General features: G+C 60.6%; 23 protein-coding genes. 13 read left to right on the forward strand and 10 right to left on the reverse strand.

The window, feature by feature from the left end; translation table 11 throughout:
• Positions 1 to 99 precede the first annotated feature (99 nt).
• The gene (locus OP10G_RS02200) at positions 100 to 1,818 is read left to right on the forward strand and encodes an ABC transporter ATP-binding protein (RefSeq protein WP_025227521.1); all 1,719 of its coding nucleotides are present in this window, start codon (positions 100 to 102) and stop codon (positions 1,816 to 1,818) included.
• A gap of 225 nt (positions 1,819 to 2,043) precedes the next feature.
• Here the strand turns inward: OP10G_RS02200 and OP10G_RS27580 are convergent, their stop codons facing one another.
• Both OP10G_RS27580 and OP10G_RS27260 read right to left on the reverse strand, forming a co-directional pair.
• A complete protein-coding gene (locus OP10G_RS27580) occupies positions 2,044 to 2,172 on the reverse strand; it encodes a hypothetical protein (RefSeq protein WP_265101647.1) in 129 nt (42 codons plus the stop codon).
• Positions 2,173 to 2,243: 71 nt separating this feature from the next.
• Positions 2,244 to 3,104, reverse strand: a complete 861-nt coding sequence (locus OP10G_RS27260) for a prepilin-type N-terminal cleavage/methylation domain-containing protein (protein WP_025227519.1) — start codon at positions 3,102 to 3,104, stop codon at positions 2,244 to 2,246.
• Positions 3,105 to 3,332: 228 nt separating this feature from the next.
• Here OP10G_RS27260 and OP10G_RS02215 point away from each other — a divergent pair, with 228 nt between their 5' ends.
• Together OP10G_RS02215 and OP10G_RS02220 are read left to right on the forward strand one after the other, a co-directional pair.
• Positions 3,333 to 3,860 carry a DinB family protein gene (locus tag OP10G_RS02215; RefSeq protein ID WP_025227518.1) on the forward strand — a complete coding sequence of 176 codons (528 nt, stop codon included), beginning with the start codon at positions 3,333 to 3,335 and terminating at the stop codon, positions 3,858 to 3,860.
• A gap of 126 nt (positions 3,861 to 3,986) precedes the next feature.
• Complete coding sequence (locus tag OP10G_RS02220; protein ID WP_144240953.1) at positions 3,987 to 4,934, forward strand: YncE family protein; 948 nt, start codon at positions 3,987 to 3,989, stop codon at positions 4,932 to 4,934.
• Between the two features lie 7 nt (positions 4,935 to 4,941).
• On the opposite strand, the gene OP10G_RS02225 is transcribed toward OP10G_RS02220, so the two are convergent.
• From OP10G_RS02225 to OP10G_RS02235, 3 genes are all read right to left on the reverse strand, one after another.
• Positions 4,942 to 7,371, reverse strand: coding sequence for a bifunctional YncE family protein/alkaline phosphatase family protein (locus OP10G_RS02225; protein WP_025227516.1), 2,430 nt, complete (start codon positions 7,369 to 7,371; stop codon positions 4,942 to 4,944).
• 242 nt (positions 7,372 to 7,613) lie between these two features.
• Positions 7,614 to 8,570 carry a prepilin-type N-terminal cleavage/methylation domain-containing protein gene (locus OP10G_RS23825; RefSeq protein ID WP_025227515.1) on the reverse strand — a complete coding sequence of 319 codons (957 nt, stop codon included), beginning with the start codon at positions 8,568 to 8,570 and terminating at the stop codon, positions 7,614 to 7,616.
• A gap of 124 nt (positions 8,571 to 8,694) precedes the next feature.
• Positions 8,695 to 9,852 carry a GntR family transcriptional regulator gene (locus tag OP10G_RS02235; RefSeq protein WP_025227514.1) on the reverse strand — a complete coding sequence of 386 codons (1,158 nt, stop codon included), beginning with the start codon at positions 9,850 to 9,852 and terminating at the stop codon, positions 8,695 to 8,697.
• A gap of 390 nt (positions 9,853 to 10,242) precedes the next feature.
• On the opposite strand from OP10G_RS02235, the gene thrC reads away from it, so the two are divergent.
• From thrC to lepB (OP10G_RS02275), 8 genes are all read left to right on the forward strand, one after another.
• The gene (gene thrC / locus OP10G_RS02240) at positions 10,243 to 11,292 is read left to right on the forward strand and encodes a threonine synthase (RefSeq protein ID WP_025227513.1); all 1,050 of its coding nucleotides are present in this window, start codon (positions 10,243 to 10,245) and stop codon (positions 11,290 to 11,292) included.
• Positions 11,289 to 12,215, forward strand: a complete 927-nt coding sequence (gene thrB, locus OP10G_RS02245) for a homoserine kinase (RefSeq protein ID WP_025227512.1) — start codon at positions 11,289 to 11,291, stop codon at positions 12,213 to 12,215. Before thrC ends, thrB begins: the two co-directional genes overlap by 4 nt.
• Before the next feature lie 75 nt (positions 12,216 to 12,290).
• Entirely contained in the window at positions 12,291 to 12,587 is a 297-nt protein-coding gene (locus tag OP10G_RS02250) for a hypothetical protein (protein WP_144240954.1), read from the forward strand.
• Positions 12,588 to 12,647: 60 nt separating this feature from the next.
• Positions 12,648 to 13,892 carry a dihydrolipoamide acetyltransferase family protein gene (locus OP10G_RS02255; protein ID WP_025227510.1) on the forward strand — a complete coding sequence of 415 codons (1,245 nt, stop codon included), beginning with the start codon at positions 12,648 to 12,650 and terminating at the stop codon, positions 13,890 to 13,892.
• A gap of 137 nt (positions 13,893 to 14,029) precedes the next feature.
• Entirely contained in the window at positions 14,030 to 15,469 is a 1,440-nt protein-coding gene (locus OP10G_RS02260; RefSeq protein WP_025227509.1) for an aminotransferase-like domain-containing protein, read from the forward strand.
• Between the two features lie 39 nt (positions 15,470 to 15,508).
• Positions 15,509 to 16,126 carry a 2TM domain-containing protein gene (locus OP10G_RS02265; protein WP_158409118.1) on the forward strand — a complete coding sequence of 206 codons (618 nt, stop codon included), beginning with the start codon at positions 15,509 to 15,511 and terminating at the stop codon, positions 16,124 to 16,126.
• Positions 16,127 to 16,237: 111 nt separating this feature from the next.
• Positions 16,238 to 16,834 (forward strand): signal peptidase I, encoded by a 597-nt coding sequence (gene lepB / locus OP10G_RS02270; protein ID WP_038472376.1) that lies wholly within the window; start codon positions 16,238 to 16,240, stop codon positions 16,832 to 16,834.
• 65 nt (positions 16,835 to 16,899) lie between these two features.
• Positions 16,900 to 17,424, forward strand: a complete 525-nt coding sequence (lepB, locus tag OP10G_RS02275; RefSeq protein WP_025227506.1) for a signal peptidase I — start codon at positions 16,900 to 16,902, stop codon at positions 17,422 to 17,424.
• Between the two features lie 73 nt (positions 17,425 to 17,497).
• Here the strand turns inward: lepB (OP10G_RS02275) and OP10G_RS02280 are convergent, their stop codons facing one another.
• Positions 17,498 to 18,394: a hypothetical protein gene (locus OP10G_RS02280; RefSeq protein WP_025227505.1), complete on the reverse strand. Its 897-nt coding sequence runs from the start codon at positions 18,392 to 18,394 to the stop codon at positions 17,498 to 17,500.
• 50 nt (positions 18,395 to 18,444) lie between these two features.
• Between OP10G_RS02280 and rdgB the strand changes: the two genes are divergently transcribed.
• Both rdgB and surE read left to right on the forward strand, forming a co-directional pair.
• Positions 18,445 to 19,059 carry an RdgB/HAM1 family non-canonical purine NTP pyrophosphatase gene (rdgB, locus tag OP10G_RS02285; RefSeq protein WP_025227504.1) on the forward strand — a complete coding sequence of 205 codons (615 nt, stop codon included), beginning with the start codon at positions 18,445 to 18,447 and terminating at the stop codon, positions 19,057 to 19,059.
• Positions 19,060 to 19,061: 2 nt separating this feature from the next.
• Entirely contained in the window at positions 19,062 to 19,838 is a 777-nt protein-coding gene (gene surE / locus OP10G_RS02290; RefSeq protein ID WP_025227503.1) for a 5'/3'-nucleotidase SurE, read from the forward strand.
• A gap of 335 nt (positions 19,839 to 20,173) precedes the next feature.
• On the opposite strand, the gene OP10G_RS02295 is transcribed toward surE, so the two are convergent.
• The 4 genes from OP10G_RS02295 to OP10G_RS02310 all read right to left on the reverse strand — a co-directional run bounded on the left by OP10G_RS02295 (position 20,174) and on the right by OP10G_RS02310 (position 24,409).
• Positions 20,174 to 21,058 (reverse strand): hypothetical protein, encoded by an 885-nt coding sequence (locus OP10G_RS02295; protein ID WP_144240955.1) that lies wholly within the window; start codon positions 21,056 to 21,058, stop codon positions 20,174 to 20,176.
• 160 nt (positions 21,059 to 21,218) lie between these two features.
• Positions 21,219 to 21,587, reverse strand: a complete 369-nt coding sequence (locus tag OP10G_RS02300) for an RNA recognition motif domain-containing protein (protein WP_025227501.1) — start codon at positions 21,585 to 21,587, stop codon at positions 21,219 to 21,221.
• A 120-nt stretch (positions 21,588 to 21,707) separates the two neighbouring features.
• The gene (locus OP10G_RS02305; protein ID WP_025227500.1) at positions 21,708 to 22,922 is read right to left on the reverse strand and encodes a sensor histidine kinase; all 1,215 of its coding nucleotides are present in this window, start codon (positions 22,920 to 22,922) and stop codon (positions 21,708 to 21,710) included.
• A complete protein-coding gene (locus OP10G_RS02310; RefSeq protein WP_025227499.1) occupies positions 22,919 to 24,409 on the reverse strand; it encodes an ATPase domain-containing protein in 1,491 nt (496 codons plus the stop codon). Before OP10G_RS02310 ends, OP10G_RS02305 begins: the two co-directional genes overlap by 4 nt.
• Positions 24,410 to 24,463: the final 54 nt, after the last annotated feature.

Below are 24,463 nucleotides of genomic sequence, written 5' to 3' on the forward strand. Positions count from 1 at the left end.
ATCCGGCCCGCGAGAAGTCTGAACTTTAACTATACGGCATCCAGGTCCGGCCCTAAATGAACCAAAATACAAAGCCCCCACATGAATTCACCCGTCAGCCTGCTTAAGCGGTTCTTCGCTTACTACGCCCCACATCGGCGCTTGTTCGTGCTCGATTTCTCCTGCGCGGTGGTGTCGGGGCTGCTCGAGCTTGCCTTCCCGCTTGCGACCAAATCGTTCGTAGACCACCTTCTACCGAGCCGGGACTGGGGGCTGATCCTGGCCGCTACCCTGGGCCTCCTCGGGATCTACCTCCTGAACACCGGGCTCCAGTACGTGGTGAACTATTGGGGTCACGTCCTCGGAATCGGGATCGAGACCGAGATGCGAAGGAAGATCTTCGACCATCTGCAAAAGCTCTCGTTCCGGTTCTACGACAACACCAAGACCGGCCACCTAGTCGCCCGGGTTACCAAGGACCTGGAAGAGGTCGGCGAGGTTGCCCACCACGGGCCCGAGGATCTGCTCATCGCCGTCATGACGTTCTTGGGCGCGTTCGGCCTTATGGTTTCGCTGAACTGGAAGCTTGCGCTCATCACCGGTCTCGTCGTCCCGCCGATGACCTGGATCTCGGCCCGGTACGGCAGCGCGATGACACGAAATATGCGGGAGCTTTTCGGGCGGGTCGGAGAGTTCAACGCTCGCATCGAGGAGAACGTCGGAGGAATCCGCGTCGTGCAGTCGTTCGCCAACGAAGAGCACGAGAAGGCGCTCTTCGCGCGTGACAACCACTTGTATCGAGGCACCAAGCTCGACGCTTACCGGCTGATGTCGAAGAGCTTTACGCTCAGTTACATGACGATGCGGGTCGTGCAGCTCTTCGTCATGGTCGCGGGCTCTTATTTCGTCCTGCACGGCGAATTGTCCCAGGGTGGCTTCGTCGGCTTCCTCATGCTCGTGTCCGTGTTCTTCCGGCCCGTCGAAAAGATCAATGCCGTCCTCGAAACTTATCCAAAAGGGATCGCGGGCTTTAAGCGCTATACCGAGTTGCTCGATACGGTTCCGGACATCGCGGACGCACCCAACGCGATCGATGCCGGCCACTTACGGGGCCTGATCCAGTACGAGCGGGTCGGGTTCGGCTACGAGTCGCACAAGCGGGTCTTGGACGGGATCGATCTCTCCATCAAACCCGGCGAAACCGTGGCGTTCGTCGGCCCCAGCGGCGCGGGAAAGACGACGATCTGTTCTCTGCTTCCCCGCTTCTATGAGATGCAGGAAGGACGGATCACGATCGACGGAATCGACATTCGCGCGATGACGCTGGCATCGTTGAGAAGAAATATCGGCATTGTCCAGCAAGACGTCTTCCTATTCGGCGGCACCATCCGCGACAACATCGCCTACGGTCGCCTCGAGGCGACCGAGGACGAAATTTGGGAATCGGCTCGGCTCGCGCGACTCGAAGAGATGATCTCGCGCCTTCCCAACGGGTTGGACACCGTCGTCGGCGAGCGGGGAGTGAAGCTTTCGGGGGGCCAGAAGCAGCGGCTTGCCATCGCCCGCATGTTCCTCAAGAATCCGCCCATCTTGATCCTCGACGAGGCGACCTCGGCGCTCGACACGGAGACCGAACAAGCGATCCAAGCGTCGCTCGCGGAACTGGCGGTCGGTCGCACCACGCTGGTCATCGCCCACCGCCTCGCGACGATCCAAAACGCGGATCGGATCATCGTGGTGGACGAAACCGGGATCGCCGAGCAGGGGCGGCACCAAGACCTGGTTTCCGCAAACGGGCCATACAGCCGGCTTCATCGCGCCCAGTACCGGCCAGATTAGCGGGAGGGGGTTCAGTCAGTTTCCCGGTTCGCCCCCGCATTCTACGGGTTCGAGGGCTCGAGATATTGTCAGGCTGATGTCGCCACTTTCAGGGCTCGGAGCGTTGTCGGCCTCCAGCCCAGGGTTCCGCTTCGCTGCACCCTGGGCTGGAGGATTTCGCGCCTTCAGCGCTGGCTCAGGATCAGGGGCAGGCTGCCCCTGATACCCACGGGCGGGCCGCCCGTGCTACTTTGCCTTCGAACCGATGATCGCGTTGGGGTTGGCGGCCGGGTTGATGGACGCGTTGGCCATCCCGGCTCCCTTCTTGCCTCCGGGCGCCGCATCGGGAGCCTTGGTGACATCGCTGCTTGGCATATCGGCCGAATTACCGCCAGAACAGCCTGCGAGCGCCGCCGCCGCGATTGCGGCAAGTACAAGCCGCCCGATCAATGGGCTCCCCACAGATACTTCTGCTGGTAGTCGGCGGTGTACTTCAGGTCTTCCGGCTTGGAGGTCGGCGTCCATGTGGTTCCCGCTGCAAGCGCGCCGGGCGACATCGCTTTCACATGCCCGTCGATCCATGCCACGACCGCCTGGTTAGCGGTGCGAAGCGAGTTCGCGCCGGTGTCGCGACCGGCGATATTCGTCTTGATCGACTGGAAGCTATCCACCCCCCAGTTGTTCACACACGCTTGCGGAATGTCGTAGCAGTTGGGCGCTTCGACAGTGAAGTTCAGGAGGGGACCATCGCTCTTGTAGTCGAACTGGAATCCGAGGAACTGGTCCCCCAAGTCGGTCTCGGGGTTCGTCCATTTTCCGGAAATCATAACCGTCTCCGCCGGGCGATCGAGCGAGGTCATGCTGATCGGAGTCTGCCTGACGCCGTCCCAAGGAGAGAGCCAAACATAGTTGTATCCGTACGATGGATAGAGGATCTGAGTTAGCGTCACATTGTTCGCAAAATTAGGCGTCGACGGTCCCTGGGGATCGACGAAAATCGCGCCCGCTTTGATATACGGCAGGACCAACCAGTTCCACGGCGCGGCGTATCCATTGCCGAAGTTCAGCGGGAAGTCGCCGGGAGAGTCGGCCGGGTTCCATGCGGTCGCCGGAGGGGCCATGTCGTCGACATCCCCCGCGTACATGATGACGGCAAGACTCTGCTGCTTTAGGTTCGAAAGCGAGGTCGTTTTCTTCGCGGCGGCTTTGGCCTGGGCAAAAACCGGGAAGAGAATAGCGGCGAGGATCGCAATGATGGCGATGACGACAAGAAGCTCGATGAGCGTAAAACCGCGTCGGTTTGGCATAAAGAATTCCTCCGAAAAATGGCCTCCGCAGACGCGGCGCCCTGAACGATCGTGACTACTGGGAACGTCTACCGCACGGGCGTAGACGATCCTCAACTACCTGTACATCACAGTAGGATTACTTAGTTCCACACACACTATCAAACTGGCCATTTTTCTGTTGCTTCGCAACGGCAGGGCTCCTTCCCGGAAGGCACGCGATCATGGAGCAAAGGGCACAATGTGGAAATGCGTGATATCGATTTGCTTCGTCTCGAAGCCGATGCAGCTTTCGTCGATTTGCTAGCCAGCCTCGAAGGGATCTCCGAGGAACAAGCTTGGGGGCAGGCCAAGCTGCTGCCGGACGAATACATGCACTCCGAAGGCTCGATCTACAGCGTCGTGCTCCACATCGCGGCGGGGAAATTCATCTACGGAAGCGTGGGGTATCGGAACATGGAAGTGCGCTGGCGCGACTGCGTGGCGCGCTTCGAAAGCTTCTGGCCCGACTGGAAAGCGGCCAAGGAGTATCTCAACGAGGGCCAAGCCTACTGGCTTCAATCCTGGGGGGCGGAAACGGACCTCGAGCGAATGGTGCCGATCCACCAGGGGAGGCAGATGCCAAGCTGGCAGGCGATCTGGACGGTGATCCACCACGACGCCTACCACGCCGGGCAGATTCAATACCTCCGAGCGACCGTCCCGCCTTCCAAGGTTCCGCCTCCAGAAGAAGGAGATCTCTGGCGTCAGTACTGCGGGCCATCCCCCAGTTGGTGACGACTTAAAATCCTCAAAGGATGGCCGTTCGTGAACGCCTTTCCCGATAGCTTAACGGAAAGGCAATACCCAGGCTCGAAACTTGACTTGGCCGGGCTCGGTCCGCGGCGCACGGAACCAATCAACATGCTGGCAACTCTTCTCTTTTCCCTGTCCCTCGTCGGATCACAGACGGCGCCTTCGCTCACTCCAGGCAAGACCTACGACATGCCAAAGCCGGGCCGCTTCGACGTGGTGACCTACGATCGTAAATTCCACCGGGTCCTCGCCGCCCACTCCGCCGCCGGCACGCTCGCCGTACTCGACACCCAGTCCGGCAAGGTCGACGAGATCGAGACCGGACCGATCAACGGCGTCGCGGTTTCGAATAAGGCGAACAAGATCTTCGTGGGCGGCGGAAATAACAAACTGGTCGTCCTCGATCGGGAGACGCTGAAAGTGCTCTCGACGATCGACCTCGGCGGTCCGGCCGACGTGATCGCCGTCGACTCCAAGCGCGGCCAGGTCTACGTCTCTCACGATGACGGTACCGAGGATTGGGTCTTTGACGCGGAAACGCTGAAGCCGCTCGGAACGGTGACGATCGAAGAGGCTCCCGAATTCCTGGAATACGACACCGCGACCGATAAGATCTACCAGAACATCAAATCGACCGACCACGTCCAAGTCATCGATCCGGAAGCCAAGAAAGTCGTCGCCACCTGGCCGACCGCGCCGATGAAATCCCCGCACGGCCTGGTTCTGGACCGGCGTGCCGGACGCGCCTACTCCGCCGGGAAAAACGGCAAGATGGTCGTGTTCGAGATCGCATCGGGCAAGATCGTTGCCACCCTCGACATCGCTCCAGGAACCGACCAGATCGCCATCGACGCACGCTTCGGCCGGGTCTATTCACCGGGCACGGATAAGATGACGATCATCGACACGACCGGCGCCGAGCCCAAGGTCATCGGCGACGTCCCGATGCCTCACGGGGTCCGAAGCCTCGCCGTCGACACCGGCACCCACGACGTCTGGGTCGTCTACGGCGACGACAAATCCTCTCACATCGCCCAATTCAAGGCCGCTCAGTAAGCGCGCCTCACCTGGCGTGATGAGTCCCAGGATAAGGTTGCCCCGGGCGGTACCCGTCCCAAAGCAGGCGGTTGAGCTGGTCGAAGTCGGCACGGTCGATGTCGGAAAAGTCGAGCTTGCTCGATCGCCTTGCCAAAGCGGTCCGCGAGGGGTTGCGCTCATCGACCGACACACGCGGCGGCTCGACGGTGAAGGGTGAGAAGTTCGGGGACACAGTAAAGGCGGCGTGCATCGGCGTCGCTTTTGCGTCGTACTCCGTCATCGGCGGCAGGCCCAACATCAGCTCCATCGTGCGCAGCATGGACGCGGTGCTGTACATCGTGTGGTCGACCGCGCCACGGCGAACATAGGGGGAGACCACATAGCCGACCGTTCGGTGGGAGTCGACGTGATCGGGGCCGTCCTGCGCGTCGTCTTGAATGATGAAGATCGCGGTGTTTTTCCAGAACGGCGAATGGCTGACCGCGTCGATCAGTTGCCCGATCGCCCAATCGTTGTTGGCGATCATCGCGTACGGACTGTATTGGCCGGCCGAAAACCCGTGGGTGTGATCCTCCGGGAGGGCCATCACCATCAGCGCGGGCCACTTCCCTGTCCTCTCCGCCACGTGCATCTCATTCAGAAAATCTGCGACCTTTTCGGTATCCCGGCCATCGCGGGCGAAGATCTTTTCGAAGGTGGCGCTAAAGCCGAACTTCTCCGGATCTCGCTTCAGCTCCGGATCCTCGGCCGAGCCGTGATCCTCCTGCATCGAGACGTACTCCCCATACACTCGCGCAAACAACCCCTTCTTTCGAGCGAGGGTCCAGAGGTACTCCCCCGGGGATGAGGTGAGGCGGGTGTCGCTTCGAACCTCTCCCTTCCGGGAGTAGTTGAGCATCCACTGCTTCTCCGCGTAGTCGTTGGCGTACGCGGCATCGGTCCATTGGTGGCCGGTCTGCGACACGTCTCCGTTGGTGTAAAGATTGTCGAAGAGAGTGAACGTATTGGCGATCTTGTGGCCGTTCGGAGTTACGTTTTCGCCGAAGATCGTCAGATGCGGATCGCCATTCCCCTTGGCTAGGTCGCCTAAGACCTGGTCGTAGGTCCGGTTCTCGCGGATGACGTAGATGACGTGCTTGATCTTGGAGAAAGCACCCTGTTCAATCTTTTTTCGTTCACGAGCGGTGGCGGCCGCGGCGGCTCCGGCGGGGGAATTCTCGAAGACCTGGCGCGAATACTCAGCCAACTTCTTGTCGCCCGGAACATCGACGATGGCCAGCCGGCCCGCCATCTGGTTGCCGATATAACGAAAAAGATCCTTGTAATCCTGGCCTCGGACACCAGGTCCCTCGAGGTCGACTCCGGGGCCGGCATTGGGACCGTAAAATCCCTTCGCCGTTGCCACCAGGAGCCTCTTTCCATTTGGGGTGACAGCGACCGCGGTGGGATACCTCTCGGTGGGAATGAATCCGGTCAGCCGGGTGGCGCCTCGGCGGGAGATGTCGAGAACCGCTACGCAATTGTCGCCCGCGTTCGCCACGTAAGCGCGCTTGCCGTCCGGTGCGAGAGCGATCGCAACGGGAGTAGCGCCCAGCTTATTGGTCGGATCGACCCCGGTTCGCACCGTCTCCTTGACCCGGCCGCTTTCGACCACGGAGACGGTGTTCGAGCCCGCGTTCGTCACGAAGAGGCGACCGTCTGCGGCGTAGGCAAGGCCAGTGGGGTGAGACTGTACGGCGATCTTCTGCTTTACCGCCAGCGATTGGGCATCCAGGATCCAAACACTTCGGTCGCCCCAGTTGCTCACCGCCAAATCGTTTCCATCGGGCGAAAGCACGGCCGCGTAGGGGCGGTAACCGACGGTGACCGACGGTCCGGCGACACCGGCGGGCGTCATCAACATGACCTCGTCCGTTTGGATGTTAATGGTGTAGATACCGTGAGGTCCGGCGAGGAGAGCCGAAACAAATTGGTCCTTTCCGGCAATGCGGCTCGGCAGAGAAATGCCGTCCATCCGCTCTAACCGCCACCCGGCGAGTCGAACTTGGTGGATCGCTTCGCGCTTCGAAGCATTTTCCACGCTGCCACCCGAAACGAGGATCGAGTCGCCTACCTTGGTTAAACCCATCCAGCTTCGATCGAAATCTTGGGTCTGAGTAACGACCCCTCGCTCGATATCGACCAGATTCAACGAGTGGTCGTGGAAGCCGCACGTATTAACGAGCGCCTTCCTCCCTCCATCGACAAAAAGGATGTTTGCCGGCATATCGCCGGGCAAGTTGACGGTTCGACCGGCGGGAGTTAATCGCCAGCCGTTAAACAGGGTGTAGCGCGCGTGCTTGGAATCCCATCCCGGATGGATAGGCGGGGCGAAATTCCTAACGAGGCGAAGAGGAGCGGCAACCGCGAGGACTCCACCCGTCAAAAGTAGACCGTAGACAAACGCGCGCTTCATGGTGTGACCTGAGACGCAGCTTACTTCCCAGATCCCTTGGCAGGAACCATCACATACTGCGGCGCCGGCGCATTTCCGCTATCATTAACCTGCTTTTCCTTGCCGCAGGCGACAAGCACAACGCTTAAACATACGAGGGCGAGAACTAATTTGAGTTTCATGGGTGTTGGCGGTGCAGGGGTGCCAGCCAGCGGTTGACCGCAGGGAAACCCCGCGGTCGACCGCCAACTGCCAACTGAGGATCAGGGCTGATAATCCGGGCGGAACAGCGGTACATGACACTGAGAGTCAATGTAAACGAGGTTCTGAGCCGGAACGCCGGTTGCCCGATAGGTCGGAGATGTGACGAACGGATCGTCCTTGGCGCCGCCGGTTCCCGTGGGCCGCGATTTTGCGTGGCCGTCGGTGTACACCCAGTTTTCGGTCTTGCCAAACGCCCACACCGTGCCGTAGTCGATGTTTCCAAAGCCAGACTGGGTCCCGTTGGCGAAACCGGGGGAGTTGTGGTTGTCCATGTTGTTACAGCTTTCCCCTCCGCCGAAGTTGGGTCCGCTACCGCTGAAGGTGCAGGCCGCGTTCGGATCCGGACAGATGAGGAACGGGTTGGTGTAGGTGTAGCCGTTGTAGGCGGTCTTGCCGAAGCCGGGCCACCATGCCGGGGTGGTCGCCGGGGAGACGACGGCGGTCGTGCTGTAGCCGGTCATGAGACCGTTCATGCTGTAGGTGATCTTAATCGGCGCCTTGAGCTGGTTCCCCGCGCTATAGTCCCAATCGCCACCGGTGGGAGGCGAGGCGACCGATGTACCGGGCATCTGCCACATCTGGTCGCTCTTGACGTAAGCCAGCACCTCGGTGGGAGGCGTTTGATAGCCGGAGTGGACCCGCTTCTGACAGCCACCGTTGTCGGTCGCTACCGCAGACTTATTCCAGTCGGCAGGAACGTACACTCGGGAGTTGAAGTTCCACAGACCTCCGCAATCGCGGCCCGCCTGTAGCGGGAAGAGGTCATCGTTGTCGGTCCCGTAGATCATCGTAGCGGTGGCGATCTGCTTGGTATTGGAGAGGTCGGCCGTCTTCTTCGCCGCGACCTTCGCCTGGGCGAAGACGGGGAAAAGGATGGCGGCGAGGATCGCAATGATGGCGATCACTACGAGGAGTTCGATCAGTGTAAATGCTCGGGAATGCTTGGAAAGGGACATATAAAGAACCTCCGTTGGTCTTTTTGCAAATAAAACTACTCGGCGATGCCGAGTCCTGCGGTTCGATGAGATGCGAGCGGCTTCGATCGCATCGGACGGTGAACGGGAAGCCTTGGCGTCGACATTAGAGTTCAACGCCTCCGGCGCCAGGATCAAAGAGGAACGCGCGCCGGCTCGGCTCGAAAGGGTTTGGATCGAACGGAACCGGCTCAAAGCTGGCAGGAATTTCGTCTCGGGTGAGCGGAAGCTTCTCTCCGGCCATCGCGCGACACAGCTTGGCCGCCGCGAGCCGGCCGACCGCCCTGGCGTCTTGCCGAATGAGGTGGGTCCGAACGCTGGGAAAGGAAAGACTCGGCCAATCGCAAAAAGATACGATTTCGAATCGCTCTCGAACGTCGGGAGGAAGAAGATGGCAAACCTCGAGAAGAACCCCGAGGTAATGCTCGTTGACGCAAAACGCCGCCGTGATCGGCTCAGGCCCCGATGTTAGGCGGAATAGCGCATCCTCGAATAGCCGAAGCTCAACGAAGAAGTCGGCGCTGTCCCTCGCCTCGATAAAGCGGGAGAGGCTAGTTGGGTCTTCAACCCCGATTCCGGTCATCACGTCGTGGTAGGCCCGGTAACGGTCGCTAAGCGACGACATCTCCATGGCAAAAAGGCCGAAGTAAGCGATGCGCCGATGGCCCGCTCCCGTCAGATACTCCATGCCTGCTTTTGCGGCTTCGTAGTTGCCGGTGGCGACGGAAGGAAGCTTCGCGCTCGTGGGCTCGCGGTCGAGACACACCACCGGGCACACGGATTCGTTGATCTCCTCCAACCGTCGCGAAACTCGCGGATGGCCCGTTGGAAGGATCAGAATTCCGTCCACCTCTCCCACCGCTTTCGTCAGCATTTCCGCTTCCAGCACCGGATCGTTGTCGGTGGCATAAAGAACGAGCTGCCGATCGTCGCCTGCCGCCTCACGAATCCCCGCGAGCAACTTGATTTCGAGGAATCCTTCGTTCGTAGGCAAAAACAAGCCGATCTTGCCCCGCTCGGGCGTAGGTGCCTCGAGCTTAGCGACAAACGTTCCGACCCTCTCGACCCGGGTAATCAGGCCGGACGACGAGAGCTCTTGGAGAGCTCGGTGAACGGTCATTTTGGAAGCGCCAAATTCGGCGATCAGTTGTGCTTCGGTGGGCAATTTGCTTCCGGGAGCATATGCGCCGGAATTGATTCCCTCCTCAAGTCGGTCAAAAATATCTCTCCAACCAACCTTACCCTGACCACTGGTACGCGCCATTGGTCATAAGTGTATACCAGTGGTTTAGGGCAAGCCAAGCCGCTTTTACATTCCAGGTAATTAATGCAGGAAAAGATCTCTGGGAGGTCTCGCTTACTATTCCCAGCAGCCGGTGGCGCGGGCTCTCGGGACGGCTCCAAAAACCTGATAACGACGGCGCGAAGCGGCCGGATTTTTGGAAGCCCTTACGAGTGTCGGCGATGAAGCTGAGAGTTGAGGCTTCGGATGCGTTAAGGGGACGCCCGAATCGAATGCCAATCGGTCTGCCGTGCTTGAAGATGTTCGGGCAGAACGAATCTATTCCTCAACCTATTCGACTTTACATAGCTAGCTCAACAAGACCGGCAAGAGAAGCGTAAGGCCCGAAATCTTGGGCGACATAATTCGCGGATGGCATGGCGCGGCTTGATCGAACGTTACGGCGACCGACTCGATATCTCCCACGCCGTGCCGCCGGTGACGCTTTACGAGGGGAATACCCCCTTGATTCCCGCCCCAAGGCTTGCCGCTGAAATCGCACCCGGGGCCGAGTTGCACCTGAAGTACGAAGGGCTCAATCCGAGCGGGTCGTTTAAAGACCGGGGGATGACGACGGCGATCACCCAGGCCGTCTCCGAGGGAGCCCGCGCGGTTATCTGCGCATCCACCGGAAATACCGCCGCCAGCGCCGCCGCCTACGCGGCAAGGGCGGGCCTCAAGTGCGCCGTTCTGATCCCGGAAGGAAAGGTAGCTTTGGGCAAGCTCGCGGGCGCGATCGCCTACGGCGCGGATGTGATCGCGATCGAAGGATCGTTCGACGACGCGTTGCGGATGGTACGGGAGATCGCGGAAACAATGCCGATCGCCCTGGTCAACTCCGTAAATCCGGCTCGTTTGGAGGGACAGAAAACCGCCGCCTGGGAGATTACCGACCATCTTGGCGGCGTCCCCGACTGGCTATGCCTGCCGGTCGGCAACGCCGGCAACATCACCGCCTATTGGATCGGTTTTTGCCAGAACGGCGGCCCTAAGATGCCGCGCGTCTTGGGAGCGCAGGCGGCCGGCTCGGCTCCGATCGTCATGGGCCATCCAATTGAGAATCCCGACACGATCGCGACCGCGATCCGGATCGGCAACCCAGCCAGGTGGAAGCAGGCGGAAGAGGTTCTCCGGGCCTCTCACGGCATGATCCTCGCCGTGAGCGACGAGGAGATCTTGGAGGCGCAACGCCTGGTGGCTACCTTGGAGGGGGTCTATTGCGAACCCTCGTCGGCGGCCGGGCTCGCGGGACTGCGGAGAGCCGTTCGGGAAGGAACGCTCGATCCCAACGGGCTTCAGATCGCCGCCGTGCTTACCGGACACGGAATGAAAGATCCGGACACGACGATCAGGTGGCATCGATCAGAGCCTCCGATCGCGTCCACCACCGACGCGCTTCGTCAGCGGCTGGAGCGGAAATGATACGTATCCGGGTTCCGGCAACGACGGCCAATCTTGGTCCTGGCTTCGACTGCATGGGGCTTGCCCTCGACCTCTGGAATTCGTTCGAGTTCTATCCCCGAGCATCCGGCTTTGTGGTCGAATCGCACGGAGAGGGAGAAGGCCAGCTTCCGTCCGACGCGACCAATCTGATCGTCACCACGATGCTGCAGGAGATCGATCTCCTTGGAGCGGAGCGCCCGGCCGGCGCCCGCATCGTTTGCCATAACACCATTCCCGCCGCTAGCGGCCTCGGTTCCAGTTCGACGGCGACCCTCGCGGGACTGCTTTTTGCCAGCGCATGGGCGCGGCACTTGGCGGGTACCGACCCGGCGGAAATCGACCGGGCGGCGATCCTCGAGCGCGCGGTCGAGGTGGAGGGGCACGGAGACAACGTAGCCCCCGCGTTGCTCGGAGGCTTCGTCATCGTTATGCCCGATTCCTCCGGCGTCCTCACGCAGAGGATCCCGCACGTGCCGATCAAGGCGGTGGTTTGCGTGCCGGAGTTCGCCTACCTCACCTCGGAGGCACGCGCGGCACTACCGGGCTCCTATCAGAAAGCGGATGCGATTTTCAACATCGGTCGGGCGTTGCTGGTGGCAGAGGCGCTCCGCACCGGCGACGACGAGATGCTCGCCCGCGCCATGAATGACCGGATTCACGAGCCGTACCGCCTACCGGCGATCCCGGGAGCGAGCACTGCTCGCGAGCGCGCCATCGAGGCCGGGGCTATCTCCGTCCCGCTCAGCGGGGCCGGTCCTGGCCTCATCGCATTTGCCCGCCAAGGCTACGACCGGATCGGCCGCGCGATGAATACCGCTTTTCGCGAGGCGGGGCTCCAATCCCGATACTGGATACTGGATGCGACCGACCAAGGAGTTCATATTGGACGGCTTCCCGTTTAATCGCGAAAGTTCGTGCCGGATCGGACCCCCTATCCGTTGCTTTCTCGGACCTCGTCGCGCGATCATGAGTTGCGCATGGCCAAACTTTCGCCGTTCAAATTAGGGTTTGTCATCTTTTGGCGGCTCGCCCTCTTTGCGGGCGTTATTTTCTTGGTCTACTTCGGATGCCGTCCTAGGCCGGTTGTTCCGGAATTCCACCAGTACGTCGGCGATCCGCGAACCGGATGCTTCTATCCCGCGGAGACGAAGAAGCTGAGCGATCTGCCGGCAAATGACGAGGAAGGCCCGCAGAGCCACTGGGACGAGTTCGCTAGCCTGGACCAAGCCAAGAAGGCGGGCTACCATGCCTGCGCTGTTCCGCCTCACGGGTAAGCTCTTGGCGCTTCCGACGAACCACAATCGGCTCGCGGCAGATAAGGAAGGACCGATCGAATGACCGAAGTGATCATGCCCAAAATGGGAGACGGGATGGAGGAGGGAACCCTCCTCGAGTGGCTCAAGAAGGAGGGCGACAAGGTCAAGACCGGAGAGGTCATCGGGACGATCCAAACGGATAAGGCGACTCTCGAACTTGAGGCGCCAGGCACCGGAAGCCTCGCCGGATTCCTGCTGAAAGGTGGCGAGACGGTTCCCGTCGGTGTGCCGATCGCGGCCATTCTCAAGGAAGGCGAATCGCTACCCGCTGGTTGGGGTGGAAAAGATGCGATGCCCGCCGCGTCCGCAGCCGCCGAAGTTCCGGTCCCTAACGGCGCCGTGCCCGCTGCCGAAGCCGCGCCAGCGGTCAACCAGGCCGCCCCCGCTCCGGCGCCGGCCGCCGATGCGGGCCGAGTGAAAGCTTCGCCGTTGGCCCGCAAGATCGCCCAGGAGAAGGGGCTCGATCTTGGCCAGATTCAGGGCTCGGGACCCGGCGGACGAATCGTTGAGAAAGACGTGCGGGGAGCAACGCCCGCGGCCCCTGCTGCCGCTGCCGCCCCTCAGCCGGTGGCCGCGAGCGAGGAGGACGTCGTCGTACCGTTGCCCCGGCTTCGACAGATCACTGCGAAGCGCACCTTGGAAAGCAAGACCCAGGTTCCTCACTTTTACGTCACCGTCGAGGTGGATGTGGAGCGAATCATGGAGCTGCGCGAAATGTTCGAGCGAGACGGCAGCGGCAAGATCTCGATCAACGACTTCGTGGTAAAAGCTTCGGCCCTTGCCTTGCGCGACATGCCGATCGTGAACTCCGTCTTTCAGGGCGATAAGCTGCTTCAAAAGGGCGGCGTCCACGTCGGAATCGCCGTGGCCCTAGAGGACGGGCTTACCGTCCCGGTCATCAAGAATGTGGACGCGCTCTCGCTTCGTCAGATCAGTGCTCGCGCCAAGGAGCTTGCCAAGAAGGCTCGCGACAACAAGCTGGGCATGGACGAATTGCAAGGCTCGACCTTCGCGATCTCCAACATGGGAATGCTCGACGTCGATAACTTCATCGCCATCATCAACCAGCCGAACGCCGCTATCGTCGCGATCGCCTCGGTTCGAAAGAAGGTGGTCGTGGGTGAAAACGACGAGATCGAGATCCGAAGCCGAATGAACATCACCGGTTCGTTCGACCACCGCGTGGTGGACGGCGCGGTTGGAGCGAAGTTCATCAACCTGATGAAGGATTACCTCCAGAACCCGACCCGCTTGATGTCGTAGCGACGCAGCATCGGCTTTCAGCCGGGTTACGAAACCGGGAGGCTTATCGGTTGGGAGCCGATGCTACGGCCTGTACAGTCTTGTAAAGCCTCGGACTGTACTGGTTTCTGACCTCCAACCAGTCGTACAATGCGGCCATGGCGATGGTGGTGGACTCTCTACGGCTTTACGAGCGGTTGGCGGCGACGGTTCGCGGCCAGATCGAAACACGCACCTTCCGCCCCGGCGATCGGCTGCCGAGTGTGCGTGAGCTCAGCCGCTCCAGCGGGGTCAGTGTCAGCACCGTGCTGGACGCCTATCGCCTTCTGGAAGACCAGGGCCTGATTCGCCCTCGGCCGCAGTCGGGCTACTACGTGCGGGCTACCTTCTCCCCCCGAGCCGCGGAGCCCTCCCGCTCGGCGCCACTGGCCATGACGGTCGATTTCGACCGAAGCGAGCTGCAAGAAGCAATGCTGCGCGCAATGGGGCGCGAGGACGTCGTCCAGCTCGGGTTCGCGCTGCCCGACCCAGACCTTCTGCCGCACGAACGGCTGGCCCGGCTAACGTCTCGGGTCGCTCGGGAGCACCCGGAGGCGAGCTACGGTTACGGCCCGGTCTCCGGACACCGAGCCTTACGCGAGCAGATCGCACAGCGAACGTTCGTCGCAGGAGCGGCGGTGTCTCCGGACGAAATGGTAATTACCAGCGGTTGCCAAGAAGCGCTTTCGCTTGCGCTTCAGAGCGCGGTCCCTCGAGGCGGCGTGGTGGCCGTGGAGTCACCTTGCCACGCGGGGATTCTGCAGGCGATTTATCAGTCGGGCCTGCGCAGCCTCGAAATCGCGACCAGCACTCGGGATGGCATCTGCATCGAAGCATTGGAAGAAGCGGCATTAAACGGGATCGCCGCGGGCGATCCCATTCTCGGCTGTGTCGTCAGCCCAAACTTCCAGAACCCCCTTGGGTTTCTAATGTCGGACGCAGATAAGCAGCGCCTGGTCGACCTCTCCCGCCGATACGGCATGACCCTCATCGAGGACGACATCTACGGGGACCTGGGATACGAGGTCGAGCGTCCCCGCGTCCTTCGATCGTTCGAGGGGGGTGAGGACGTGCTCCTCTGCTCTTCATTTTCGAAGACATTGGCGCCCGGATACCGGATCGGATGGTGCATCGCCGGAAGAAGGCACGCCGACCTGCGGCGGCTGAAGTACGGGTTAAACGTGAGCGCTCCTTCCTTGCCCCAACTCGTGATCGCGGAATTCTTATCGAACGGAGGGTATGACCAGTACCTGCGAAGAGCCCGAAAGGCGTACGCGGCAAGCGTACACCGCATGGGCGATGCGATCGCCCGCGTCTTCCCCGCCGGCACCCGAATGACTCAGCCGCAGGGGAGTTTCGTGCTGTGGGTCGAGCTTCCGTCGGGTGCGGATGCCACTCGTCTGTATGGGGAAGCGCTCTCGAGGGGAATCCTCCTCGCCCCGGGCCGGCTCTTTAGCGCCCAAGACGGGTATGGCTCATGTGTGCGCCTCACCGCCAGCCAGTGGTCGAGCAAGGTAGACGAAGCGGTGACCGCGCTCGGAAAAATGCTCCGCGGGTAAATGGGCAACGAGGATTTCTCGCTCACGTACAATAAGAATGTGAGGGGCGAGGGTAGCTACACCGACTCCGAAGCCGAGCAGATCCTCCGGCTAGCGGCGAACCATTCGACGGGGGCCATCGACAAGTCGCGCCTACTGCAAATGGCAGACGAGCTCGGCCTGTCCCACGAGGCGGTCCAACTTGCCGAACAGCAAGTAATTGCCGAGCGAACCGCCATTGCGGAACGGACGGAATTCGACGTTCAGCATCGCAAGGCGTTCTTCAGCCACCTCACCAGCTATCTGGTCTCGTGCGGGGGCATGGTTCTCTTCAACCTCGTCACCGACCATCACATCACCTGGGCGATTTGGCCCATCATCGGGTGGGGGATCGGTATCGCGTTCCATATCCACGAAACCTTTGCCAAGGGCAGCGAAGACTACGAGGAAGAGTTTCAAAAGTGGAGAACCAAGCGAGGACTATCACGCACGACGGGAAGCGTCACTCCCGCCCACCAAGCCTTGGAACAACCACTCGAAAACATCCTCCTTCGCGACAACCTTACTAAGATCGAGGCGATTAAGCGCCTCCGCGAAGAAACCGGCTCGACCCTCAAAGACGCAAAAGACGCGGTTGAGATGTACGAACGGATCCATCCGGGATCCATCCGCAGCTAGCACCCGGACCTTTGGCGCATTCCGCGCCACTTCGCGCATCCCCGGCTATCCCTAGCCCCGTGTAACTAGCGGCGCTCCTACCGGCTCGACCGGCGGACGCCACTGGACCATATGCGGAAGTGGAGTTCTCTCTTTGTCGGGGCCGTGGCAGCGGCCACTGCCTCGTACCAACCGTTTCGGCCGGCGATAGTCGTCGGCGATTCGATGAGACCGGCGCTCAGCCCGTTCCAGCTCTTGTGGGTGAACACCCGGTTTGGACCGGTGGAGCGGGGTGACGTGGTCGTGATCAACCAAAACGGTGAGGAGATCGTCAAGCGAGTCGCCGCTCTGGAAGGAGATCGAGTCACCCGGTATTGGGAGCAAGGCGAATGGATCTTGCCGAGCGTGCCCGAGGCGGAGAGCTTTTTCCGGCGCGCCGGAATCCCGCACCGAACCACGACCATTCCGCACGGAACGGTGTTCGTACTGGGAGATAACCGGACTGTCTCGGTCGATTCGCGCGTTTTCGGACCGGTGCCGATCGCATCCATCCGCGGAAAAGTCGAGGGGGCCACGAAGGAGATCGGCCAGCCGGGCATCGATCGGGGGCTCGTAGCAAGTGCGGAGGGGAGATCGGAACGTACCCCCGGTCGCGAAGCGTATCCGATGGGGACGCTTCATGCCGCCGCCAACGATTTACGAACTTTTCCGCCCACTGGAAACTTCTAGATAGATAGGGTACGTGGTAATAACGCTGACCTGTTTTGGCAGGTCGAAAGGAAGAAGCAAGCGTCATGCGCAAAAGAAGTATTCTCGCCCTCTGCGGGCTCGGGGCTCTCGCCCTTTTAAAGTGTCAACCCATCCAGCCAGTCGTGGTGATGGGCCGCTCCATGCAGCCCACTCTGCAGCCTTACCAGGTCGTTTGGTCGACGCGCGACTTCAAGAAGCTGGAGCGCGGCGACCTCGTGGTTTTCGATCACGAGGGAGAAACGATGGTAAAACGAGTCGCGGGACTGCCTGGCGACCGAGTCGATCAATACCTGATCGCAGGAGACTGGATGGTTCCCGATTACCCAGTTTGGAACCGCTTCGCGGCGAAAAATGGCTACCCAAAGAGAACGACGATCGTTCCCGAAGGGTCCGTGTATGTCGTCGGCGACAGCATTGAAAAATCGATAGACTCCCGCTCTTACGGTCCGATCAAGATCTCGTCGATCGGAGCCAAGTTGCTCTATCAAGAGTCCGAATCCCCGAAGTTGCCCAGCCTCCGATTGTCGCGAAATCTAACCGTGCAACGAAACGAGCCGGCTGGCGCTTGAACGCCAGAGCCCCTCAGAGGGGAACCCGTATTGATAGAGTTACTCACCCTATCAATACGGCGAGAAACTCGTGCTACTCCAACAGGGGACGTAGTACCTCTTCAATAAAAACGTTCGGCCCCTCGACCCCCACTCCTTCCTCGCCGATCTCGACCTCCAGCCGTTCCCAACGGTCGCCGAGCACCCAGTAGACATAAGGGGAAATCGAACCCGGTCCATCCCTGAACATGCCGCGAGTCGCGTGAATGAGCGGGCCTAGGGCTCCGAGGGCAGACGCCTTGGTAAGCGAAACCGAGAGACTCTGGTGCCTCGCCGGTACCGCGACAAGGCGTCCATACGGCGGCTCGATCCCGAGAAACTTCGTTAATACCAAGGCGATGCTGGCAACAAAGTAGTCGTCGCTGCTGAGAGAAACTATTTCGGCCTCGTCCGACACCTGGAATTCTCTTCGCTCTACGCCCGACGTAAGCATCACGTTCGTAAAGCCGATATCGAATAGCTCTTCGAGCGGCACGCCATAGCCGGCCGCGCGCTCCGGGCTCACCGTCAAGATCTTGTCGGGAAGATCCACCGCCAAACACGTGATAAACCCGGGCGCGACTTGCTTGGTGACGAGCATCGACGGATCGACGCTCTCCGCCGCGAAGAGGCGAACCCGCAGAATCGGGCGCACCTCCTCGAAGCTTGCCGGCACCTCGGCCTCGCTGTGCGCGCCGCGGATTCGGTCCAGAAACGGCTCGATTTCCGAGTCCCAGTCGTCCATCGGCATCTGATTACAGATCTGGGCCAGATTGACGATCCCATAAACCTTTCCGGAGGTGTCTCCAAGTTCCTTCCAAGACCCGGTTTCGAGGTCAAGTTCGTAGCGAACGGATGCGTTTTTCAGGGCTCGCTCCAACCGCTCGACGAAAATGGCGAAACGCTCGGGCGAAAAGAAGGATGCCCACTCCGGGACTGGCGAGTCCGACATTCTCCAAGCGTACCGCCGCTAACAGCGACCGGGTAGCCTCGCTGGCGCACATGCCTGGTCCAACGAAAACGCTGGTGATCGCCACCCACAACCGGAAAAAGGCCGGTGAGATGGTGACCATCCTCTCCCGCCGGTTCCCGCAGCTTGAATTACTAACCCTTGCCGATTTTGAAGGCGCTCCCGAGCCGGAAGAAACCGGCTCCACTTACCCGGAGAACGCCGCAATCAAATCCGAGAGTGCGGCGGCGTTTACGGGCGAGTGGTCGTTGGCCGACGACGCTGGGCTGGAGATCGACCGCCTCGATGGCGCGCCCGGGCTATACAGCAAGCGCTTCGGCGGCGAGGATCTGCCGTTTCCCGAAAAGATGGCCAAGATCTTGTCCCTTTTGGCCGGCGAGGGGAGCCGCCGGGCTCGGTTTCGATGCTGCGTCGCCCTGACGTCGCCAACTGGCGAAACGAAGATTTTCGAAGCGACCTGTGAAGGAGCGATTGCCCAAGCTCCAAGCGGAGGCGGCGGATTCGGTTACGACCCGATCTTTCTGCCCGACGACGCCGACGGACGAACAATGGCCGATCTAACCGCCGATGAAAAGCATCGCATCAGCCACCGCGGAAAGGTGCTGGCGATGGTGGGCGACTACCTCGAAGCGGACGGTACCCTCTAACCGTGCGCATCTTGGTGACCAACGACGACGGGATCAGGGCTCCCGGAATCCGAATTCTGACCGATGTCGCCAAGCGGTTCGGACTGGTAAAGGTGGTGGCGCCGGATCGCGAACGATCGGCATGCGGACACTCGATGACGATGCGCGACCCGTTGCGCGTAACCGAGTTCGAATGGGACGGCTGCGAAGCGTTCGAGGTGTCGGGAGTGCCGACGGACTGCGTCAATGTCGGTCTCTCCTTTGGCTGGCCGGACGGCTGCGATCTCATCCTCAGCGGCGTCAATAATGGCCCAAACCTCGGATTCGACGTCACGTATAGCGGTACGGTTGCAGCGGCAATGGAAGGGACCATCTTGGGGGTGCCGAGCATCGCCGTCAGCATGGCCTCCCTCGTGACTGGCGCTCCGATCCACTACGACACGGGTCTCGCTTGGCTGGAAGAAAACCTGGAGCGCCTGATCCAAGCCCCAACCAAGCCTCTGACCTTCCTCAACGTGAACATCCCGAACGTCTCGGACCCGATCGAAATTCGCGGCATCCGCGCGACCCCGATGGGGCAGAGGGTCTACGTGAACCGAATCGAACGGCGAGACGACCCCTGGGGCCGGCCGTACTTCTGGCAAGGCGGAGTAACCGTCATGACCGCCGATCAGCCGGGAACCGACGTCCAGGCGATTACGGAAGGGTTCGTCAGCGTCACCCCGGTCTCGCTCGATTGGACAGACTACGGCCATTTGGGGAGCTTGGAGCGGGCGATCATTCCACGCCACGAAGTCTAAGGCCTGTCGCGGGCCTAAGGGATGGGCGGCGGTAGCATCGCCTCCCAGGCGATGAACCATCGCTGACCGCCCTCCGATCCCTCCCGACGCCCCCGTCGGGCAGGGTCCCGCACCTGCGGGGCTTCTCACATCCGGGAAAGGCATCGGGGGTTTCCCGACCGATGGTCGGACCCTGCCCGACGGCGCGTCGGGAGGGATCGCCAAGCCAGGCCTCGTAGGATTCAGTCCGTAGGGCAGTCGGATGACGTCACCGCTCTAGCTTCCTTCGTAACGCAACGCGGGCGCAGACTATCTTGTAGACGGTCTGCGCCCGCGAGGTGTCGGCTCACGGAGAGCTACGCTCGTCGAAGGAAGATTCTCGAGAAGAAGCTCTCGACGCTACGCGACCACTTGTAGGCGCCCGCTTGCCAGCGGTCTAAGGTCGCCACCGGCCACAGCGGCTTCGGCAGCTTGGCGTCTTCGTAAGTCACCTCCGCCCCCAGGAGCGGAACCCGCTTCGGACGGTGGTGAGTTCGGAAGATGTGATCCCAGACGGCAAAGCCCCAGAGGCCGACCACCGCGACGTTCGCCGTGGGACGCCAGTGGTGCATGAGGTGAAAACCGTAGACGTGCCGAACGACGCGCCCGACGCGTCGGTGCTCCATCATCGGCTTCCAGAACTTGTCGTACGGCAGGTGCATCACCTGGTGCCAAAGCTCGTAAGCGCTGTAGTAGATCGTCACCGAGAAAATCAGTGAGATCAGCGCCGGTTGGCTCGGGAACATTAATTTGGCCGGGACGCCGAGGAGAACGAAGAACATGCCGAGGAAGATCGCGATCGAGTACGCGGGGAACATCATCGACTCCTCTTGATGCTCCAGTTCCACCGGATACTCATTTGCAACCGCGACGAGCCGCTCCGGCTCGTTCGGAGAGACCGGGGCCTTCACGGAGGTCAGGCCGTGGTGGTGGGTGTGAGCCCGATGCATCGATTTCAAGAACGGCAGCACTGCGGAATGCAGCAGATAGCGGTGGTAGAAATACTCGAAAAGGCTAAGGGGAATCCCGAATAGAAACGTCCACAGCAGGATAAGCCATGGGTGGCCGAGCTCCGAATTAAAGGTGCTTGGCGAAATCCATCGGAACAGAAGGAGAGCAGCTACAAGCTGCAAGCCCGTAAGAAGAAAAAAGCGGCCAAAGGGCACGTGGGCCGGGCTCGGAGTGGCAGCATTCTGTTCCATATTCAATTTGCACCTCCTGATGGTGCGGAGTGAGGTTCTCTCACGGCGGTCCTGGAGTTATACCGAGTCGATGCCGGCTCGAACAACGATCCCTGACCCTGTTCTACATAGACTACGGTGCCTTCGAGAACCGAAGGCACCGCAGTTCACTCGGGCTACATTACCAGCGGTTGCCGCGAGATTTTCCGCCGCCACCGCCGCCGCCGCTGCCACCGCCGTAGCCGCCACCGCCGCCACTTCGGCCACCGCCGCCACCACCGCCGTAGCCGCCGCCACCGCCGCCGCCACCACCGGATCGGGGCTCGCGAGGACGGGCCTCGTTGACGGTGAGAGTTCGCCCGTCAAGCGGGGAGTTGTGCTTGTCGGCAATCGCCGCCTCGAGCTGGTTCGGATCGACGTCGACGAAGCCGAAACCACGACCCTCGACGATACGAGCGTTGGTCGCTCCGTAAGCGCTGAAATGCGCCGTGAGCTGATCTTCGGTCGCGGAGTACGGCAGGTTGCCGACGTAGAGTGTTTTGTTTGCCATTTGAATGGCCTCCTTGATGTAGTAGTTCCGGTTCCGTCAGACAGAGAAATCGCGATAAGAACCGGCCGGAGGCTGCATTCCAAAAACGAAGACCAGACTTTGAAAGCGTAACATCTTATTTTACTCGACTGGCGATAGAACCGTTGCATTTGGCTCCCCCATCCGCCCCCCTGTAACGCTCGCCGGTTTCTTGGAAGAAGCCTCTAACGTAAACAAGAAGCGGGAACCGCATCCTGGCTCCGACTCGGCCCAGACCCGCCCGCCGTGCCGCTCCACGATCCGCTTCACGTTGGCCAGGCCGATCCCGGTTCCTGGAAACTGCGATTCGGTGACCAGCCTCTCAAAGGGCTGGAACAACTTTTCGACGTAACGCATGTCGAAGCCGATACCCTGGTCGCGGACGCAAAACGCCCCGCCTTGCTCCTGGCTCACCGATACGAGACCCCCTTCGGGCGAGAACTTGCAGGCGTTGTTCAGGAGGTTCCACAACACAAACCGGACTAAGAATGGATCGCCGAATGCGTTTAGATCCGGCTGGACCTGAAATGTACATTTGACCGGCCCGTTTAGCGCCATCTCATCGATCACTTCTTGTGCGAGGTCCGACAGGTTGAACGAGACCGGACGCATTTCCGTGTGAGAAAGCCGGGACAGCTTCAGTAGGTCGTCAATGAGGGCGGCCAACCGGCTGGCCGCATCGCTTTGACGCTGAAGGTAGTACTGAGCCTGCTCGGGAAGGCCCGCCGAGTAATCCTGCACCAGCATCTGGCTCGTCGCGATGATGGCCCGCAGGGGTGCCCTCAAATCGTGGGAGATCGAGTAGTTGAATCCCTCCGCCTCGCGGTTCAGCCTTTCGAGCTCCGCGGTCCGCTCGGCAACCCTACCTTCCAGGGTCTCGTACAGATCCCGCACCTCGTATTGACGCCTTCTCGATCGAAGCGCGACCTGAACGGCGTTGACCAAGGTAATGGAACGCAAGGGGCGCTCCAGCAAGCTCACGTTCCCACTCGGTTCCAAACGTTGAACCAGATTCCAAGTTTTCGCGGCGGCAGTTTCGCCTCCCGTCGTGAGGATGACGATCGGGATGTCGGACCAGGCGGGTTGCCTAGCCAGGGTGGTGCGCAACGCCTCTAAGGCGGTGCCAGAAAGACCCTCTTCCGTGACAATCGCCGCTCCACCACCTTCGGCGATCTTGGCGCAGAATTCCGCTATTGAGCCAACCGCCTCCGCCTCGATGTCGCGCTGACAGAGGATCGTGGCGATTAGATGACCATCTCGGCCGGTCGGAGCGAGGATTAGCACGCGTTCTTCAATGCGTGCGGTGGTGTCGATCATGGCGAAGTTCGGGAAACATCAATCGTGCTTTCTCTTGGAACGCCGGTAAATACGCCGTGCAGCGACTCGAGAGGAGGTCCAATTCCGATTCCGCCATTCTCTCCCAACCGTAATTCTCGGATGGATCGATCATGTTGTCCACCCCGCCGTTTGACTACCGAGATAGCCTGCTTTAGGTGGCCTTCGAACTCATAAAGCCGGAAGAGGATGACGGTATCGGCCAAGTAGCTGACGTCTACGGGAGACGCCATGTTCGCCCCCAACATTCCATGCTGAGCGACAACCAGAATCGTGGAGATTCCCTGCTGCCCTAAGAACGACAAAAGCTCGTGAAGCTGCAGTATTAAAAACCGCTCTTCGGGCATGGCATTGAGGTAGCCATTCAGACTGTCGATTGCGACGATTTTCACCTCGCCGGACCGAACGTCTTCTCGCACTTGATGGATAAATTCTCCGGGAGTTAACTCGGCCGGATCGATGTGCTGGACGATTACATGTCCTGATCGAACGTATTTCTCGAGGTCTATGCCGAGACCTCGACACCGTTTGTACAAGGTGCGCGGCGTCTCTTCAAACGAATATAACGCCGCCCGGTCCCCCCGTTCCGCCGCCGCAACTGCGTACCGAATGGCAATCGTTGACTTTCCTGCTCCCGCCGGACCGAGTAGTAAGGTGCTCACTCCCTCGTCCAACCCGCCTCCGAGCAGTTCGTCCAATGCCGCTACGCCGCTGCTAACCGAGTGGTTTCCTACCGACTGGCGGTGCTCCGCGGCGATCAGGCGAGGGTAAATCCGCATTCCACCGGTGAGCATTCCGAGATCGTGGTATCCGCTTCTAAAAGACACGCCACGCAGCTTTTGAACGCGAAACCGACGACGGTCGACACCGAACGACGTCGGAAGCTGCTCCAAGAGGAGTACGCCGTGAGCGATGCTCTGCAGTTGCAAATCCCCCGGTTCCGACGTCTGGTCGTCTAGGAGAAGAACAGTGCACCGCTTGCCGGTGAAGTACTGCTTTAATGCCAGGATTTGCCGTCGATACCGTAACGCGTCCCGGGCAAGAAGTCGCATTTCGGAAAGGGAATCAAATACGGCACGGCTCGGCTGAACCTGTTCGACGATTCCAATCAAAGCCTTGGTCGTTTCGGTGAGCTCCACCTCGGACGGATGAAAAACCGTATTCTCCGACTCGCCGTCGAGGAGGTCTTCCATCGCGGAAAGCTCGTACAAATCGATTCCGTCGAGCGTCCAGCCATGAGACTCGGCGACCATGGCCAATTCTTCTCGAGTTTCCGAGAGGGTGATGTAAAGCACCCTTTCCCCTAGGCGCACCCCTTCCATCAAGAACTGCAGCGCCAGCGTGGTCTTGCCCACGCCGGGGTCTCCCTGCACGAGGTACAGCCGGTTCCGGGGCAGCCCGCCACCCAGAACATCATCGAGTCCGTCGACGCCAGTCGACGCGGTTTCAGTCCGTATTCCTGTGTCCATGCTCTCCCAAGCCACTTAGACCAATTCGGCAGTTTATCCCCTAATTAGTCGTTG

The organism is Fimbriimonas ginsengisoli Gsoil 348 (genome assembly GCF_000724625.1).
Lineage (GTDB): Bacteria > Armatimonadota > Fimbriimonadia > Fimbriimonadales > Fimbriimonadaceae > Fimbriimonas > Fimbriimonas ginsengisoli.